Genomic DNA, 18239 nt, shown 5'->3' on the forward strand with positions numbered 1-18239 from the left:
CTGGGGGGTACCCCCACCCGGAAATGGGCGGGTAGCGGGATCACTTCGGGCGGTCGTACCCGGAGATGCTGGGCCGTGCACACAGCCGGTTCCCCTCGATTCCGCAGGAGTTGTTTCGTGCACGAGCAGACATGGCAGAAGTTCCGTTCTCGCGCCGGGAAGCAGAGCGTTCGGCGCAGGGCCGTGTCGGTCGCGGTCGCGGTGACCGTCGGCGTCATGACAGTGGGTGCGCTGGCGCCGCCGGCATCCGCAGCGACAGCGACCAGGCCGGACACCGTCCAGCAGAGCCTGAGCGCGCTGGTGCACAGCGACGGCATGCCCGCCGCGCTGGCGAGCGTCAAGGGCCGCGAGGGCCGCACCCGTTCCTACACCGCAGGGGTCGGCGACCTGGCCACCGGCTCGAAGGTGCCCAGGGACGGGCAGGTACGGATCGGCAGCAACACCAAGACGTTCACCGCCGTGGTCATGCTGCAGCTGGTCGGTGAGGGGAAGGTCGGCCTCGACACCGCGATCGACACCTACTTGCCGGGTCTTGTACGCGGGGACGGGATAGACGGGCGCCGCATCACCGTCCGTCAACTGCTCCAGCACACCAGTGGACTTCCCGAGTACACCGACGATCTGGACCTCGCCACCCTTCAGCACCGTTACTTCGAACCCCGCGACCTTCTCGATATCGCCCTCAAGCAGAAGGCAGACTTCCCCCCGGGCGCGAAATGGGAGTACAGCAACACGAACTACCTGCTGGCAGGCCTGATCATCCAGAAGGTCACGAGCCGTCCCGTGGGCGAGGAGATCACCCGGCGTGTCGTCGTCCCCGCCGGGCTGCGCCACACGTACTTCCCCGCCCCCGGCGACATGACCATCCACGAGCCCCATCCCAAGGGCTACTTCAGGGATTCGGCGGACGGGCCGTTGCGTGACTACACGGAAATGGACCCCTCCTGGGGCTGGGCGGCAGGTGCGATGGTCTCCACCAACACCGACCTCAACCAGTTCCACGCCGCGCTCCTCGGGGGCCGCCTCCTCCCGGCGGCCCAGCTCGCCGAGATGCGCACCACCGTCCCCGCCGACGACCTCGGCGACGGCGTCCGCTACGGATTGGGCCTGGCGAGCGTGCCGCTGTCGTGCGGCGGTGTGTACTGGGGCCACGGCGGCGACATTCCTGGATACGAGAGCCGAGGCGGCGCCACCGGCGACGGACGCGCCGCCAGTGTCGCGGTGACCGCCATGCCGTCGGACGAGGCTGTCGTGGAGCGGGTGGAGGCCGCCGTGGACACCGCCTTGTGCCGCTGAACCGCGGGACGGGCCGGCCCGCGCACCGGAAGTCGCCGGTGCGCTGGGCCGGCCGGGAAGCCGCCTAGATGGATGAGTCCAACGGATCCGGGAGGGCCGCACCGAGGTTGACTGCGCCTGCTCGGTTCAGGCGCCGCCGGTAGTAGGAGATTGTGACGACCACGAGCAGTGGTCCCCATAGCAGCAGTGGTGCGTAACAGGCGTTCATCACGACGAGCGCCGGCCCGGTCGGGGCTCCCTGGGCCCCTCCGAAGCCGCCCGCCCGGGGGATCGTCAACAGCATCACAACGGCCGCGCCGAGCAACGCCGGAATCACCGCCGCCAGCGGCGCGACACGCCTCCCTCCGATCAGCGGGATCCAGCCGGGCACCACCTCGCCCCAGGGCTTGACCAGCCCAAGTGTGAGCAACGTGAGCCCCTCGGTACCCAAGCTCATCGCGATACACATGGCGCTGAACCAGCCAGGAATGTCCAATCCCGTGGTGTTGAATCCCACCGGTATGCCAACCCCCATCGCGATCCGCCAGATCCCGGACGGCACAGCAGTGAGTGCCGCAATGTGCGCGACTCGGACCACCCAACGGGCAGGGGACTGGCTCTCGGAGACGACAGCGGCTGTCGGTGTCCCAAACGTGACCATGGCCCCATGCTGTCTCGCAGTCCGCTCCGCCGAATCATGCGCAAGGACCAACTCGACTCGCCCGCAAGGGGTATGGATACCTTCGGCCTCGACCGGACAGCCGCATCCCTTGGACTGATTGACCTAGGAAGGTTCAATCGAGCCTTCCGGGCAGGCTCCCCGGTACTCGTCCGGCTCGTTCAACTTGTGCGGCTCGCCCGGCTCGCCCGGCTCGCCCGGCTCGTTCAGCTCATGCGGCTCGTCGGGCGGGAAGAAGTCCGTGATGTGTGGCGTGCCGCTCAGCGCGGCGTCGACCCGGCCCCGGATGTAGTCGCCGGTCATCGGGCAGGCCAGAGCATCGTCGGTGCGGCAGCCGAGCATGTGGTTCAGGACCGCCACAGCACGGTCGAGCTTCTCGATGCGCCGACGCATCGCCTCCCGCTGGGCGGTGATGAGCCCGAGGCGGTCCTCGACCTTCTCGCTGTCGACGATCGCGCTCGTCTCCGCGAGGGTCAGCATGCCGTCGTCGTGCCAGAGCTGCGCGTAGGCGAGCCGGGCGAGATCCTCGCGGGTGTAGTAGCGGACGCGCCCCCGGCGCACGCTGTGCCGTACGAGCCCGCGCTCCTCGTAGAACCGGAGCGCCGGGACCGTGAGCCCGAACGCGTCGGCGACCTCGCTGATCGAGTACAGATCCTTCATGGGCACCTCCGCCGGGTTCCCCGGTCTGCTGCGGCCCCGCAAGCTTGCGCTCAAGTTTACTTGAGCGTGAAAGCTGGCGGGGCCGCCGACCACAGGAAGGTTCCCGTGTCCGTTCCCGCGCCCAGCCGCACCGCCCAGTTCTCTTCGCCCGTCCAGGGTCCGCCGCTCCGGGGGACGTCCTCGGCCGTGGTCCTGGTGACCGGCTTCGTCCTCCTCAGCCTGAACACCCGCGTGGCGTTCGGGCAGCTCGGCCCGCTCGCGCCCGTGGCGGGCTTCGGGACCGGGACCATCACTCTGCTCGGTCTGCTGCCACCGCTCTGCATGGGCGCGTTCGCGCCGCTCGCCTCACTGGTCCGGCGCCGGTTCGGGGAGGAACGCGGCCTGTTCGCGGCCAGTGTCGTGCTGCTCGCCGGGGCGGTCGTCCGCGTGCTGGGACTGCCCGGCCTGTTCGTCGGCACGGTGATCGTCAGCATCGCCACAGCGGTGGTGAACGTGCTGATACCGGTGTTCGTCCGCAGCCGCTTCGCCCGCCGACGGGTCGGCGTCATGATGGGTGTCTACGCCCTGTCCATGGGCGCCGGTTCGGCACTGATCGCGGCGCTGATGGTGCCGGTGTGGCAGGCGGCCGGACATTCGTGGGAGACCGCGATGGGCCTCGCGGTGATCCCGGCGGCGCTCGCGGCGCTCGGTGTCGCACCGCAACTGCGGGGATCCGCTGGTCCGGCACGGAAGACACAGCGACCGACGGAGGCCCGGAGCGCCGAGGCAGGGGAACGGGGACGGGCCGGCGGAGTCCTGCGCACGCCGCTGGCCTGGAGCCTGGTCGCGTTCTTCGGCTTCCAGACGCTGCTCTTCTACACCACGCTCGCCTGGCTGCCCGCGATCCTCGTCGACGCCGGTGTCTCCGGGGCGACGGCCGGAAGCATGCAGTCGCTGTTCATCGTCGGAGTCGCCGTCGGTGGCTTCACCGTCCCGGTGCTGGCGGCCGCACGTACCGATCAGCGTCCACACATCGTCGTGGTCATCCTGATCTGCGCGGCGGGTTACACGGGCCTGCTGACCGCCCCCGCGTCCGTCCCCGCCGTCTGGGCGCTGGTGCTCGGAACCGGTCTCGGCGGCGGCCAGGCACTGGCCGGGGTGCTCTACGTCAAGCGCGGCAAGGACCACGACCATGTGGCGGCCCTGTCCGCGGTCGCGCAGACCGGCGGCTACCTCCTCGCCGCCACGGGCCCGGCGACCGCGTCACTGCTCCGCACGGTGACGGGGGCGTGGACCGTACCCCTCGTCACCGCCGTCGCCGTACTCGCACTGAGCCTGCTGGCAAGCCTGCACGCCGGTCACGACAAGCAGGCCGCGACGAGGTGAGGCGCCCCGCGTCCGAGCTTGGTGTTCAACCTCCGGCCGTGAGCGGCCCGTTGACCACGTGCCTCGCCGTCCCTCGGACAGTGGGGCGGCCTTTGCGCGATCACGTCTTCTCGCTGAAGTCGACACTGGTCACCACATGCACCCGCTGCTGAGTCCACGCTCGGCCTGGGCCGACCGCCCCGCCCCGAAGAGGTCCGCCCCCGCACCGGCCCCTGTAGGAACCGTGCGGCGCGTCACGTCACAGCAGGGCAATCGTTGCCTGACGCGGCACTACGAGTCGGTAGCTTTCGGATCCCGGCCACCGGGGAGCACAGGATCCACACCACACTCAGCACCGCCCCGGCCGTGCCCACCCACAGCGCGGTCCGCAGCCCGGCCGCCTCCCCCAGCGCCCCGCCCGCCAGGGCTCCGAGGGGCCGGAAGCCATGGTTCAGAGTTCGGTAGGCGCCCGTCACGCGAGAGCGCAGCGCGTCGGGTATGAGCGCCATCTGGAGCGAACCGGCCGCGATGTCGACGAACATCACGCCGACACAGGAGACGAACTCGGCGACGAAGAGCGTCCCGAGCACCACCGGCAAGGCCCCGCCCGCGAGCGGCACCAGCATCAGCGGCACGGTGAAGAGGGCGAACCCCGCGACGATGGACGGCCCGACGCCGATCGTCCGGACGACCGCCCCGCTGACCGCCGCCCCGATCAGCCCACCCACCGCCGCGACACTGAGCACGGCTCCGAACATGCCTGCACTGAGGCCCAGTTGACGTGTCGCGTAAAGGACGAAGAGGGTGTGGAAGATGTAGTTGAAGAACTGCACATTGCCCGACGCCATGAACATCGCCCGCATCGAGGGCTCCCGGAACACCCAGCGAATCCCTGCCGTGAAGTGTCCCTCGGCCCGTTCGACGGGCGGCGGCTCCACGGACCGGATGCGCGCGAGCTGCCCGGCCGAGACGACGTACGTGAGCGCGTCCGCGAGCAGGGCCACGGGCGCGGTCAGGATCTGCACGAGCACGCCGCCGGCACCGGGACCCGCGAGCCAGGCCATCGAGCGGCTGCCGTTGACCAGGGAATTACCCTCCACGAACTGCTCGGTCGGCACCAGCGACACGAACAGTGTCGCGTTGCACACCTCGAACAGCACCGTCAGCGCACCGATCCCGAAGGCCACGCCGTACAGCTGCCAGAACGTGAGGGCGTCCAGCGCGTACGCCACCGGGAGCGAGACCAGCAGCACGGCTCGTGCCAGATCGGTGGCGATCATGACGTCCCTGCGCCGCCCGCACCGGTCGGCCCAGGCCCCCGCCGGAAGGTTGAACAGCAGCGCGGGCAGCAGCTCGACGGCCTTCAGCCAGCCCATCTCCGCCGCGTCCGCCCCCAGGACGAGCACCGCGGCGAGCGGGATGGCGATCAGCGATATCTGGTCCCCCGCCAGTGAAACCGCCTGTCCCGTCCAGTACCGCCGGAACGCCCGGTCCCGCAGCAGCGCGGGTATCAGCGCCTGAGGCCGCTTCACGGCGCGTCCTCGGGAGCCACGTGGGCGATCCGCAGGAACTCCACGATGCGCGCGCCCTCGGGCCGCAGCGCCGGATCGTCGTTGCGCCCGTCGTACGCCCCCAGTAGTTCCCTGATCCGCTCGCGCAGCTCGACCAGTTCGCCGGCGGTCAGATACAGCTGATGGTCGCCGAATTCCTCCGCCTCCCGCCACTCGCGCGGCAGCCGATGACGCTGCTCCATGGCACGCGTCAGGCGTTCGAAGTACAGCTCGGCCACCGTTGTGCTCAGCGCCACCGCCGCCTCGTCCACGGCCGTATCGTCGGAGTGCGCCGGCCACGACGTGTACGAAGCGACGGCTCGCCACGGTTTCTCCCGGCCCTGCCCGCCGCCGGCCTGCTCGACCAGCCCGTACTTGGCGAGCATGCGCAGGTGGTAGGAGCAGCTGGCGACGGACTCGCCGATCAGCTCGGCGGCCCTGGTGGCCGTGGAGGGCCCCTCCCGGCGCAGCATTCCGACGAGCCGCATCCGCGTGGGGTGCGCATACGCGCGCAATGCGCGGGGGTCGCTGAGCACGGTCTCCCGCACCGGCGTATCCGGCACGCCGGTGCGCTGCTCGTGGGGTTCACGGGCTTTACCTGCTTCAGGTGCCTGATCGGCTTGGTCTCCAGTCACCATCTAAAGGTATCTTTAGAAACATTCCTTTGCCAAGGTTTCTTTATCAACGCCTGTGGAAGGCGATCGCGCCGGACCGGGCCGCTGCGCATCGCGCTGTCCGGCTTCGGCGGGCAGGGTGATACGGACAGCAGAACTGCCGGGTCCGGTCGGGCAGTTGACGGGTCGAGGTGGATACCTGGACATAATTCGCAGGCGTGCGGCAACGGCAAGGACCTAATCTGCCCGTCATGACCGACTGGAAGAGCGTCGAGGCCGCCGACTGTGCCGTGCCCGCCGACCGGCCCATGGACGACCTCGTCGGCGAGTTGTCCCGTGCCCTGGCGGATCCTGATCCGCTGGTCCGGGACGGCGCGCCCTACACCGTCCTCGCGACCTGGATAGCCCGCGGGGTGATCGGGACGTCCCGGCGGCTGGAGCTGGGGGACGAGATGGCCACCCGGTTCACCGACCCGCGGGTCGAGGCCCGCACCTTCGCGCCCCTCGTGCTCGACATGCTGGTGGCCGCGGGGGACTTCAAGGCCGGCTGGGTGGACGCGTTCGAGCACTGGTACCCGGCGGAGCAGGATCTGCGCGGCCACGACGAGAAGCTCGGCTGGCTTCACGCGGTGGCGCACGGCGCGGACCTGCTTGCCTGCTTCGGTCGCCACCCCGCGGTGGCGCCGGTGCGGATGCTGGACCTCGCCGCCGCGCGGCTGACGGCGCCCACCGACCACGTCTACGACCAGATGGAGGACGACCGCCTGGCCCGGGCGATCGCCCGGGTCCTCACCCGCACCGACCTGAACGAACGCGACGCCGTCGGCTGGCTGGAGCCGATCGCCGACCGTTTCGGGGCCGACCGCATCAGCACCCCGGTGCCGGCTCACATCAGCAACTGCCTGCGCACCCTGCGCCTGCTCTACATCCTCGCCGACCGGGGCGTGCGCCCCACCAGCGAACTGCCCGCGGAACCCCTCCACCACCGCGACGCGGTCAAGTCCGGCATCGCCACCGTCCTCGACCGGATCGTCAGACGCTGACCGACGGCACCCGGCTCGGTCGGGCGGACCGGTACGCACGTTCCCCGCGGACGAGGGGGATGGCGCTGATCGCGCACACCCTGGATGTCCCCCGAAGGCCGGCGCTGCTGCCTCGGCATGGACAACCCTCGCAGCGGGCTTTCCCGGCCGTGCGACGAGATGGAGGACGATTGACCCGACTGCGGCGCTCGCGGCTGACGGCCGTCGGCCGAGGAGCCCGCGCTCCTTGGCCAACCGGGCCAGGTGGCCGCTACGGCTCACGAGTGACTGCCGCTCCGAGACCCGGAAATCCCCGGAAAATGCCGATCAAAAGTGATCGCAGGATCTACTCCGTACATTCCGTTCAGGCCCACAACCGGTCGTTCCGGTTCGATTACAGTGCTGCGCGTCAAAGCTGCGCAGGCGTACGCGGACGGCTTGCACGGACGGCTTGCACGGACGGCTTACGCGGACGGGGGAGGGGCACGGTGAGCACAGGGACCACAGCTGTCTGGGGCCGTGCCGAGCAGCAGGACTTCCGCAGCCGGGTACGTGGGGCTCTGCTCGGCGGGGCCATCGGCGACGCGCTCGGAGCGGGTGTCGACGGGCTCACGCTCGAAGAGATCCGGGCGGCCCACGGCGTCGACGCGGTCACCGACTTCGTACCCGCGCACGGTGGGCGCGGCGTCGTGACCGCCGTCACGCAGCTCACCCTGTTCACCGTGGACGGGCTGATCCGCGCCCAGGTCCGCCGCGACACCGGCGCCTGGCATCCGCCCACCGATGTGCACCGGGCCCATCTGCGGTGGGCGGCCACACAGCGCGACTGGGGGCCCGACGAACGGCGCAAGGACAACGGCTGGCTCGCCCTGCAGGAGTGGCTCTACGCCCGCCGCGCCCCCACCCGCGAGTGCCTGACCGGTCTCGGCGACACCACCATGGGCACCCTCGACCAGCCCAAGAACCCTGCCGCGCGGGACTCGGCCGCCCTCACCCGGTCCGCTCCGTTCGGTCTGCTCGTCGGCTGGGAGCCCCAGCTCGTCCTCCAACTGGCCGTCGAGTGCGCCGCGCAGACCCACGGCCACCCCACCGCGCTGCTCTCCGCGGGCGCCCTCGCCGTCATGGTGCACGGGCTGGCCCGGGGCGAGACCCTGGACGGTTCCGTCCAGCACGCGCTGGCCCTGCTCGCCGAGCGTCCGGGGCACGAACCGGTCACCGAGGCGCTGAAGCGGGCCCTCGGCACCGTACGGCAGGGCATTCCGGGACCGGCCCTGATCGAGTCGCTGGGTGCCACGGACGCCGCCGAGGAGGTCCTCTCCGTCGCCCTGTACTGCGCGTTGGTGGGCGAGGACGTGCGGCACGGGCTGCGGCTGGCCGTGAACCACGGGGGGCCTTCCGCGGCCACCGGATCCCTGTGCGGAGCGCTGCTCGGTGCGTTGCACGGCGAGACCGCGCTGCCGCCGGCCTGGCTCGCCGAACTGGAGGGCCGGGCCACCGTCCTGGAACTCGCCGACGACTTCGCGATGGAGATGACCCAGGGGCCCGCCCTGCACAGCCCGTCGGCCGCCGCACCGGGCTGGCTGACCCGGTATCCGCGCGGCTGAGACCTCGAACCACGGGGGACGGGCGGGTGCGGACGCCGCCGCGGCCGTACCCCGCCTCTCGTCGCCTTCCCGCACGGACGGCGGGCGTCAGTCCTTCACGCCCTCCGTGACCGCCGCGTCCACGGAACCGGTCTGCGCCTGCGCCGGAACCGTCGCTCCGGCTCCCGTGCCACCGTCCGAGTTGATCTTCTCGATGACGGCGTCGCGCTCCGGGGTGACCTCCGGCTTGACGAGGCCGATCACGATGTAGAGGACCAGCGAGATCGCCAGCGGCAGCGCCACCTGGTACTGCAGCGCGACGTCCGTCTTCACCGAACCGTCGAGGTCGTAGTTGGTGAAGTAGAACGCCAGCAGGCCCGCCGCCCAGCTGGTGAGCGCCGCCGTCGGTCCGGACCTGCGAAAGCTGCGCAGCAGACCCAGCATGAACGGGATCGCGATCGGGCCCATCAGACCGGCGACCCACTTGATGACGACGGAGATGATGTCCTTGAACGTCGGCGAATTTGGGTGGCCAGTGCCATCGACAGGGCGAGGAAACCGAGCGTGGACAGCCGCGCCGCCAGCAGCCCGGCCCGGCTGCCCCAGTCGCGTGCCGCCTTGGAGAGGATGGGCGCGATGTCGCGGGTGAAGACCGCGGAGATCGCGTTGGCGTCCGAGGAGCACATGGCCATCGTGTGCGAGAAGAAGCCGACGACGACCAGGCCCAGCAGCCCGTGCGGCAGCAACTGCTCGGTCATCAGGGCGTAGCTGTCCGAGGCGTCCGGCTTCTGCGCGTGGACCAGCAACGGGGCGCACCACATCGGGAAGAACAGGACGGTGGGCCAGACCAGCCACAGCACGGCCGAGAGCCGGGCCGAGCGCTTCGCCGCGGCGGCGGACTCCGTGGCCATGTAGCGCTGGGCCTGGTTCCACATGCCGCCGTTGTACTCGAAGGTCTTGATGAAGAGGTACGCCAGCAGGAAGGTCACGGTGTACGGGCCGGCCGTCGGGTCGGTGTGGCCCTCGGGCAGCTTGTCCCAGACCGTCCACAGGGTGCTGACGCCGTCGAGCTCGGCCATGGCGGTGACGAGCATCGCGACCCCGGCGAAGAGCTGGATGACGAACTGCCCCAGTTCCGTGAGCGCGTCGGCCCACAGACCGCCGACCGTGCAGTAGACGGCCGTGATGCAGCCGGTGATGAAGATGCCCTGGGTGATCGAGATCCCCGTGAACACGGAGAGGAGGGTGGCGATGGCCGCCCACTTGGCACCGACGTCCACGATCTTCAGCAGCAGACCCGACCAGGCGAGTGCCTGCTGGGTCGGGATGTTGTAGCGGTTCTTCAGGTATTCGAGCGGGGACGCGACGTGCAGTCGTGAACGCAGCCGGTTGAGCCGGGGCGCGAAGAGCTGGGCGCCGATGCCGATGCCGATGGCGATCGGCAGCGACCAGGTCACGAAGGAGGTGACGCCGTACTGATACGCGATTCCGGCGTATCCGGTGAACATCACCGCGCTGTAGCCGGACATGTGGTGCGAGATGCCGGACAGCCACCACGGCATCTTGCCGCCGGCCGTGAAGAAGTCGCTGACATTGTCCACACGCTTGTGGGACCAGAGCCCGATCGCGACCATCACACCGAAGTAGCCGATGAGCACGACCCAGTCGAGACTGTTCATGTGTCCCCTCCCGGGGTCCGCCTTGTGAACGGGTACGCACTTCGTCAGTGAGGTCGCTCAGCGGTGTCCCCGTGCGGGAGCGGGGACTTCGGGGATTGAACCGTCTGCGTGGCATCCCGGTCAAGGTTTTTTCGGTCAGAGATGTGAACAAGGATCAGTAAGTCGAACGTTTTTACTTGCTCTTGACTCGCGTGGGCGTTGTCGTGAACGTGACGGCGGCCACACGATGAGCGGGCGCTTCGTCAGGCTGTGCAGAGCGTCAGGAGGACCGTGGAGCACAGAAAGACCGCACGGGATGCGGGTCCCGTGCGGCCGAGAAGGAGGAGAGGGAGGAGAAGGAGGAGAGCTGGCCCTGCGAGCCGGTCGTGCGAACCGGCCCTACCGCATCAGCTCGCCCGCGTTGACCAGCAGGGACTGTCCGGTGATCGCCCGCGCCCGGTCCGAGGCCAGGAACGCGACGGCCTCGGCGACATCGCCGTCCGTGGCGAGGTCCGGAAGTGCCATGCGTTCGGTGAGCCTGCCCAGCACCTCGGCCTCGGGCACGCCCTCGGTGTGCGCGGTGAACTGTACGTACGCCTGCACCGGCGGACCCCACATCCAGCCGGGCAGCACCGTGTTCACGCGGATCCGGTGCGGGCCGAACTCCCGCGCCATGGAGTACATCGCCGAGGTGAGCGCACCCTTCGAGGCCGCGTACGCCGCCTGCCGCACCTGGGACGGGGCGGCCACCGAGGACTGCGTACCGATGACGACCACCGCCCCGCCCCGCTCCTTGAGGCCGGGCAGGCAGGCGCGCGTCATCCGCAGCGTGCCGAGCAGATTGACGTCGACGACGGACTGCCAGGTGGCGAAGTCGGCGTCCTCGATCCCGCCGAAGTAGCTGTCCCAGGCGGCGACATGGACCACCGCGTCGATCCGCCCGAACCGCTCCAGCGCCAGCGCGGCGAGCGCCTCGCACTGTGCCTCGTCCGTGATGTCGGTGGCCAGATGAGCGGTGTGCAGGCCGTCCGGATCGATCTCCGCGGCCGACTTGGCGAGATTCGCCGCGGTGCGCGCCCCGAGCACCGCGTTGCCGCCGTCCCGTACGACCGTCGCCGCGACCTGGTGCCCGAGCCCGGCGCCCACGCCGGACACGATGACGGTCTTCCCTGCGAGCAACATCGGTGGCCTCCCGGCTCTGGCAGTTCTTCTGACGGGGCGTCAGAGTAGGACGCCGCTGCGGAGTACGGAAGGGGAACGGCATGAGCGACGAGACGCGGAGCGACACCTACGCCGAACTGGCGGCGCTGGGACCGTACGGAGTCCATCCCGGTCATGCGCTGATCACCATGGTCGAACCGCACCCGGGTCATGAGTACGCGTACAACCGCTGGTACGAGGACGACCACTACTACGCGGGCGCCATGGCGATGCCCTGGATGTTCGCGGGACGCCGCTGGGTCGCCACCCGGGAGCTGCGGGAACTGCGCTACCCGGAGAAGTCCGCGGTGGCCGAGCCGGTCGGCGCCGGCTGCTATCTGTCGACGTACTGGGTGACGGACGGGCGCTACGACGACCACATGAAGTGGACCGTCGGGATCAACAAGCGGCTGAACCGGGACGGCCGGGTCTACCAGGACCGCACCCATGTGTTCACGTCGTTCCAGGACCACGAGGCGACGGTCTACCGGGACGGCGCCGCGGGGCCCCGGGACTTCCACGCGCTCGACCACCCCTACCGCGGGCTGGTCCTTCAGGTGATCGACACCGAAGGGGTCGAGCAGCGGGCCGCGTTGCTGGAGTGGCTGCGCTCGCGGCATCTGCCGAAGCGGCTGAGCGGCTCCCCGGCGGCGATGGTGACGGTCTTCCGTCCCACGCCGCTTCCGGGTGACCGGATGACCTATGTGAAACAGGTCGAGGGCGTCGACACCCGGCTGACCCTGCTGTGGTTCCTCCAGGAGGACCCGCGGGACTGCTGGGACGGGCACTTCACCGGGCTCGACGCGATGGTCGCGGAATCAGGCCTGGGGCGGGTGGAGCTGGTGGCACCGTTCATCCCGACGGTGCCGGGCACCGATCTTCATGTCGATCGACTGCGCTGAACACCGCTCGCTCCGCCGGACATTCCCCGTCGCGTAATCCCTGCAGGAGATTCCCCGCAGGAGATTCCCCGCAGGACATTTCCCGCGGGGCATTCCTCCGCCGGCCCTTCCCGGGCGGTTCTCTCCGGGGCGGCCCTTGCCGTTTCCGCCGATGTGCCCCGGTGTCCGGCGACGCGTATGCCGGTAAAAGCGTGCCCCGGGGCGGGAATTCCCCGGGGCAGGCATCGAGCACCCTCGGCCAGGACGGCGGACCGGCCGAGAGGGCTGCACGCGACACCGGAGCCGATGCTGCGATGCGAACGGGTGGAAAGCAGCGGTCAGGCGTCGATGGCGCCCTTGCCGACGTCACGCACGAAGGCGTTCCATGCGGCGGGGACGAACGTGATCGAAGGACCCTCGGGGGCCTTCGAGTCGCGTACGGCGATTGCCTGGGCAAGAGGGGACTTGACTTCGACGCAGGCGCCGTTGCCCCCGGAATGCGAGGACTTCGTCCACTTGTCCGTAGCACCCTGACGAATGGCCATGTTCACTCCGGTTCAGAGAGTCGTGTGAAGGGCACCGACAGCTTTCCGTCAGTGCTCCATTTGGCGTGATCGACGCTACTCGCCAAGTCTCTTGAGTGAAGGGGCCGTTCACTCGACCGGATGGTATATACAACCGAGGTCTTCCCCTGCGGGTGGGCGGCGGTGTACCTTGCCGCCGCCCTTCCCGTTGCATCACTTCATTTTCCGCATACCGGACCATCGGGTTGTCCGGTTTTACGCACCGACGCGGCGGGTTTCACGCACCGGAGCCGCCGGCGTACTTCTTCGCGATGTCGCTGATGAAGTGCCGGGTCTGCTCCACGTTCAGCGCCTGGGCCCGCAGGTGCTCGTACATGACGCTGTACCGCTGCACGTCATTGGATTTCTCCAGGTACAGGTCGCTGGTGACGCCCTCGATATAGACGACACTGGAGTCCGCGGCGTCCGGGAATTCCAGGATGGCGTACTGCCCGTTGATGCCGGGGTGCGCGCCCATTTCGAACGGCAGGACCTGCACGGTGACATGCGGCAGGTGCGACAGTTCGACCAGCTGCTCCAACTGCTCGATCATCACCTGTCTGCCGCCGACCAGCCGGTGCAGCGCGGACTCGTCGATCACCGCCCACAGCCGCAGCGGATGCTCCGGGTCGGTGATCCGGTCCTGGCGGCGGGCCCGTACGCTGACGCGCTTGTCGATCTCGCTCGGCGGGGCCTCCGGCAAGGCGCCGTGGATCAGCGCCTCGGCATAACTCCGCGTCTGCAGCAGGCCCGGTACCACCTGGGGTTCGTACACCCGCAGCGACTCGGCATCCGTCTCCAGGCCGATGTAGACGCTGTACGGGATGTCGCCGAAGGCGTGCCACCAGCCCTGCTGGCGCGAGTCCTTGGCCATCTGCATGAGCGAGTCGACGATCCGGTGGTCCTCGACCTCGTACACCCCGCAGAGATCGCGTACGTCGCGCTGGCTGATGGAACGGCGGCCGTTCTCCAGGCGGCTGATCTTCGACTGCGACACCAGCAGCCGCTCCGCCACCTCCTCGGCCGTCATACCTTTGAGTTCGCGCAGTCGGCGCAATTCCTGGCCCAACCGGCGTCGCCTGACGGTGGGATTGACATGGGACGGCACGGAAACGGCACCTCCGGCTGTGTAGCTGTGCGTATCTACTGCTGAGCAGATTGCCACCCCTGCCCCCGGCCGCGCTGGGAAATGGATACACGCAAGCGCACGGGGCAGCCGTGATTCCGGCTGCCCCGCGCTTGGTGCGGCTCCCGAACCGGGTCTTGGGGACGACGGTGCGGCGGTATTCGATTGGTGCGTCCGTGCCGTTGATGCGACCGTGCCGTGTTGGTGCCCTGCCGTGCGGTGTGCTGCGGTGCGCGCGGCGCCGGGCGCGGCCGTCGGGCCCTCGTTCGGATCACGCCTGGCTCCGGTCCGATCCGAACGAAATGCCCTAGTGCGCCGCGGTGTGCGCCATGCTGCCGCGACGTGACTGCGACTGCACTTGCGGTTGCAACGGCATTCCGGCCGTCTGGTTGCGGCGTGGCTGTGCGACCGCCCCGTTCTGGACGTCCATCACGGCGTGCGCCACGAGTCCGCCCATCGGGTCGTGCCTGATCAGGTCCCGGAGCCTGGAGCGCGATGAACGCCCCTCGTTCCCGGGGTACAGGTGCTTGCCGAGTCCGACCGCGTGGGCCAGCGCGGCGAGCGCCGCGGTCCGCGGGTCCGGCGGTACGCCGGTGCGGATCGCACTGTCCAGCCTGGCTCTGATGTCCCGGCTGATCGCCGTGTCCGTCGCCTGGTAGCGAGTTGTCGGCAGAACTCCGCACATCTGGCCCGCCACGGCATGCACCATGCCGCATCGCTCCAGATGAGCGAGGTAGATCTGACGCAGCCCCAGCCGGGGCCCGCCAATCCAGTGGACCGCCCGGACCGGGCTGCCGCGTCGGCGCAGCAGTTCCAGTGCGGAGTCCAGAGTCGGATCTCCTGTCGGCCGTGGCATCACCACGGCGATACGATCCCCGTCAGGGGCTATCCGTCCTGCCAGAGCCAGCTCCACTAGCTGAGCTCCGGCGAGGCCGAGGTCGAGCGACTGCGGCTGCGCTGTGGTACCCGTGGTCGGGTCCAGAGCGAGCAGCAGAAGCTCCTCCGGAATTGTTCTGCGGCTCCTGCCCATCCATGCCTCCCCGCGTGGATGAATGACAGGGTGACCCCTCTCACATTGGTCTGTCGAGGGTGCCTGGGTGCTTTGTATGGGAACCAGTAGGTATGTCGTTCTCGTCTAGCAGCCGGGCCGGTGGTTCACACGGGACACTGGTAGATGGTTCGGACAGCGCGGGGATGTCCCCGTGCCGCATGGAGGAGGCATCGGTGGCGGGCGAGTCCCCCGACAAGTCGAAGCAGCAGAAGTCGTCGGGTACGGCTCGCAGCGAGAGCGATCCGCGGCTTGCCGTCTTCCGTGAACAGCCCGCCGAGGCGGAGGCCCGCGGCGGGACGGACACGGTGACAGCGGTTTTCCGTACGGGTTCGTCCGGAGACGGAGACGGAGACGGAGACGGTGGCAAGGCGGACACGGCGACGGCCGTCTTCCGCACGCGACCGTCCGGGGACGACGAGGACGAGGAGCGCGACGAGAGCCCGGCCGCTCGGGAGGCATCCTCGGACGGCGAGGTCTCCGGCGACTCCGAAGCCTCTGCGGGCGCCGAGGCGGCCGAGGGGGCGGAGAAGGCCGCTCAGGGCCCGGAGAAGGCGTCTGAGGCCCCTGAGCCCGTCGAGAGCGCAGTGGACGCGGAGGGCGCGGAGGACACGGATGCTGCCGAGCCTGCCGCTGCCGCAGAGCCCGAGGCGGGCGACGCGCGGCTGCGCGCGGCGGTCGCCGCCTGGGTGTCGAAGGACGGCGACGAGAACGGCGAGGGCTCGAAGGGCGTCGGCGACGCGAAGGGCGCCACGTCCGAGAGCGCGGCCGAGCCGGACAAGGACGCCGATGCGGCCGCTTCGGACGACGATGCTTCCGACGAGGCCCGGGCCACCGGGTCACGCGAGAAGACCTCGGACGCCGAAGACGCCGAAGACGCCGAAGAAGTCGACAGCGCCGAGGTCACGGCCGGTGCGGGCGACGCCGACAAGGCGGAGAGCGCGGACGACGCGGCGAAGGCCGAGCGCACGGACGACGCCAAGCGCACGGACGAGGCGAAGGACACCGCTGAGGCGAAGGACACCGCTGAGGCGAAGGACACCGCCAAGGCGAAGGACGGCGACGACGCCGAGGAAGCCGACGACGCGGACGGTGAGGACAAGAACGACACCTCCGAGGGCAAGCGCGGCGTCGATCAGCCGACCGCCGTCTTCAGGACGCCCGCCGCGGCCAAGGTCGACCAGCCGACGACCGCGCTGAAGATCACTGGGCCCGTGTCGAAGCCGGACGCGGCGTCGAAGCCCGAGTCCGCCGCCGAGCGGACCAGCAAGTTCGTACCCCTGCGCGGCGACGAGGTGCGGGCGCCGGCGCCCGCACCACGCAAGCCCGAGGCACCGGCGGCCCTCTCCGCCGCGACTGCTCCCGCTCCCGCGCTCTCCACCGCCGAGCGGACCACGCAGCAGCCGATGCCGCCCAAGCCGCCGCTCGACCTGCTGGCCGAGCTGACGAACACGCCTCCGCCGCCTGAGACACCGGTCCGTACCGCTGTGCGCCGGGTCAAGATCTGGACCCCGCTGGTCCTGCTTCTGCTGATCATCTTTGCGATCGTGCAGATGGTGCGCCCGCTCCCGGACCCCGAGCTGGGGCTGTCGGTGGATCCGGCCTACACCTTCAAGGGGGAGGGCCTGAACCTTTCCTGGCCGTCGCAGGGGCAGTCGGCGGTGAGCGTGGACGGTGTCGGTTCGATGGGCAGCGCGGGCGCGCAGAAGCCCGCGCCCATCGCCAGCGTCGCCAAGGTCATGACGGCGTACGTGGTCCTCAAGGACCACCCCCTCACCGGCAAGGAGGAGGGCGAGAAGATCACGGTCGACCAGCAGGCGGAGGACGAGTCGAAGCGTGAGGACGAGTCGACGGCACCGATCACGAAGGGGCAGCAGTTCACCCAGAAGCAGCTGCTCCAGCTGCTGATGATCCCCTCCGGGAACAACGCGGCGAGGCTGTTCGCCCGTTGGGACTCGCCGTCCGAGAAGGAGTTCGTCGCGAAGATGAACGCCGCCGCCAAGGACCTCGGGATGACGAGCACCACGTACACGGACCCCAGCGGCCTGCAGAAGACCACCGTCTCCACCGCCGAGGACCAGCTCAAGCTGGCCAGGGCGGTCATGCAGAACGACGTGTTCCGGGAGATCGTCGACACCCCGCAGATAAAGATCCCGGGCATCGACCAGGTGATCTACAACAACAACACCATCCTGCTGGAGCCGGGGGTCAGCGGCATCAAGACCGGCTCGTCCACCCCGGCCGGCGGGAACCTGCTCTGGTCCGCGAACACCGTCGTGGACGGGAAGAAGCTCTGGATCTACGGCGCCGTCATGGGGCAGCAGGCAGGCACCGGCCAGCCGTACGACAGCCTCGTGATGTCGCTGAACAACAGCCTCAAGCTGATCAAGGGCGCACAGAAGGCCGTGACCTCGGCCCGGGTCGTGAAGAAGGGCGACGTCGTCGGGTACGTGGACGACGGCCTCGGTGGCCGGACCCCGGTGGTCGCGACCCGCGACCTGAAGGCGAAGGGCTGGCCCGGCCTCAAGGTCGAACTGTCCGTGTCGGACAACGGCAAGAAGATCCCGCACGACGCTTCGGCGGGCACCCAGGTGGGCCTGGTGACCGTGGGCACAGGAACCGGAAAGGTCAGCGCCCCGGTGGCGCTCCAGCAGGATCTGAAGGCTCCTGGCTTCGGCCAGAAATTGGCGCGAATCAGCTGATCGAGCAGATAGACGTCCGGAACGCACCTGGGCCACGCAGCGCGGAACGCCCTGCGTGGCCCGGTCCGTTCCGACGTCGTACCGGTCAGCCGCAGTGGCTCCACCCGCCGGCCAGGCGCACCGGCCCGGCGTACGCGGTGAAGGAGCCGCTCTCGTACTGGGTCGCACCGCCCTGCACCTGGAGCCCGCTTTGGAATGACCCGTTCCGTACGACCCCTTTCGGACAGTGATGCGGTGCGTGCTAGCGTCCCGGAAGCAACGCGTGGATCCCGGGACGCGTCTTCCGGCACATGAGGCCCGCGCGGTACACCGTCGGTTCCGACCACGTGTCCGG

The 18239-nt window shown here is 69.5% G+C and carries 14 protein-coding genes and 1 pseudogene; 6 read left to right on the forward strand and 9 right to left on the reverse strand.

What is annotated here, in order from left to right:
• Positions 1-117 precede the first annotated feature (117 nt).
• On the forward strand, positions 118-1296 hold the full coding sequence (locus ACF1B9_RS14015; RefSeq protein ID WP_391742489.1) for a serine hydrolase domain-containing protein: 1179 nt from the start codon (positions 118-120) through the stop codon (positions 1294-1296).
• A gap of 64 nt (positions 1297-1360) precedes the next feature.
• On the opposite strand, the gene ACF1B9_RS14020 is transcribed toward ACF1B9_RS14015, so the two are convergent.
• On the reverse strand, positions 1361-1792 hold the full coding sequence (locus tag ACF1B9_RS14020; protein WP_391742488.1) for a hypothetical protein: 432 nt from the start codon (positions 1790-1792) through the stop codon (positions 1361-1363).
• A 267-nt stretch (positions 1793-2059) separates the two neighbouring features.
• Entirely contained in the window at positions 2060-2614 is a 555-nt protein-coding gene (locus ACF1B9_RS14025) for a MerR family transcriptional regulator (RefSeq protein WP_391742486.1), read from the reverse strand.
• A 105-nt stretch (positions 2615-2719) separates the two neighbouring features.
• Here ACF1B9_RS14025 and ACF1B9_RS14030 point away from each other — a divergent pair, with 105 nt between their 5' ends.
• A complete protein-coding gene (locus ACF1B9_RS14030) occupies positions 2720-3979 on the forward strand; it encodes an MFS transporter (protein ID WP_391742484.1) in 1260 nt (419 codons plus the stop codon).
• Positions 3980-4212: 233 nt separating this feature from the next.
• On the opposite strand, the gene ACF1B9_RS14035 is transcribed toward ACF1B9_RS14030, so the two are convergent.
• Together ACF1B9_RS14035 and ACF1B9_RS14040 are read right to left on the reverse strand one after the other, a co-directional pair.
• Positions 4213-5490, reverse strand: coding sequence for an MFS transporter (locus ACF1B9_RS14035; RefSeq protein ID WP_391742483.1), 1278 nt, complete (start codon positions 5488-5490; stop codon positions 4213-4215).
• Positions 5487-6071, reverse strand: a complete 585-nt coding sequence (locus tag ACF1B9_RS14040) for a helix-turn-helix domain-containing protein (RefSeq protein WP_391795913.1) — start codon at positions 6069-6071, stop codon at positions 5487-5489. Before ACF1B9_RS14040 ends, ACF1B9_RS14035 begins: the two co-directional genes overlap by 4 nt.
• Positions 6072-6373: 302 nt before the next feature.
• On the opposite strand from ACF1B9_RS14040, the gene ACF1B9_RS14045 reads away from it, so the two are divergent.
• Positions 6374-7165, forward strand: a complete 792-nt coding sequence (locus ACF1B9_RS14045) for a DUF2785 domain-containing protein (RefSeq protein ID WP_391742479.1) — start codon at positions 6374-6376, stop codon at positions 7163-7165.
• Between the two features lie 467 nt (positions 7166-7632).
• Positions 7633-8748 (forward strand): ADP-ribosylglycohydrolase family protein, encoded by a 1116-nt coding sequence (locus tag ACF1B9_RS14050; protein WP_391742477.1) that lies wholly within the window; start codon positions 7633-7635, stop codon positions 8746-8748.
• An 87-nt stretch (positions 8749-8835) separates the two neighbouring features.
• Here the strand turns inward: ACF1B9_RS14050 and ACF1B9_RS14055 are convergent.
• Together ACF1B9_RS14055 and ACF1B9_RS14060 are read right to left on the reverse strand one after the other, a co-directional pair.
• A pseudogene (locus ACF1B9_RS14055) lies at positions 8836-10406 on the reverse strand (sodium:solute symporter family protein).
• 378 nt (positions 10407-10784) lie between these two features.
• Complete coding sequence (locus tag ACF1B9_RS14060; protein WP_391742475.1) at positions 10785-11567, reverse strand: SDR family oxidoreductase; 783 nt, start codon at positions 11565-11567, stop codon at positions 10785-10787.
• Positions 11568-11647: 80 nt separating this feature from the next.
• Here ACF1B9_RS14060 and ACF1B9_RS14065 point away from each other — a divergent pair, with 80 nt between their 5' ends.
• Positions 11648-12487, forward strand: a complete 840-nt coding sequence (locus ACF1B9_RS14065; RefSeq protein ID WP_391742474.1) for a hypothetical protein — start codon at positions 11648-11650, stop codon at positions 12485-12487.
• Between the two features lie 317 nt (positions 12488-12804).
• Here the strand turns inward: ACF1B9_RS14065 and ACF1B9_RS14070 are convergent, their stop codons facing one another.
• From ACF1B9_RS14070 to ACF1B9_RS14080, 3 genes are all read right to left on the reverse strand, one after another.
• On the reverse strand, positions 12805-13011 hold the full coding sequence (locus ACF1B9_RS14070; protein WP_391742472.1) for a DUF397 domain-containing protein: 207 nt from the start codon (positions 13009-13011) through the stop codon (positions 12805-12807).
• Positions 13012-13267: 256 nt separating this feature from the next.
• Positions 13268-14137 (reverse strand): helix-turn-helix domain-containing protein, encoded by an 870-nt coding sequence (locus ACF1B9_RS14075; protein WP_391742471.1) that lies wholly within the window; start codon positions 14135-14137, stop codon positions 13268-13270.
• A gap of 325 nt (positions 14138-14462) precedes the next feature.
• Entirely contained in the window at positions 14463-15185 is a 723-nt protein-coding gene (locus tag ACF1B9_RS14080) for a GPP34 family phosphoprotein (RefSeq protein WP_391742470.1), read from the reverse strand.
• Between the two features lie 179 nt (positions 15186-15364).
• On the opposite strand from ACF1B9_RS14080, the gene ACF1B9_RS14085 reads away from it, so the two are divergent.
• Positions 15365-17905, forward strand: coding sequence for a serine hydrolase (locus tag ACF1B9_RS14085; protein WP_391742469.1), 2541 nt, complete (start codon positions 15365-15367; stop codon positions 17903-17905).
• The last annotated feature ends 334 nt before the right edge of the window (positions 17906-18239 follow it).

It is taken from the genome of Streptomyces sp. NPDC014727, from assembly GCF_043083485.1.
GTDB lineage: Bacteria > Actinomycetota > Actinomycetes > Streptomycetales > Streptomycetaceae > Streptomyces.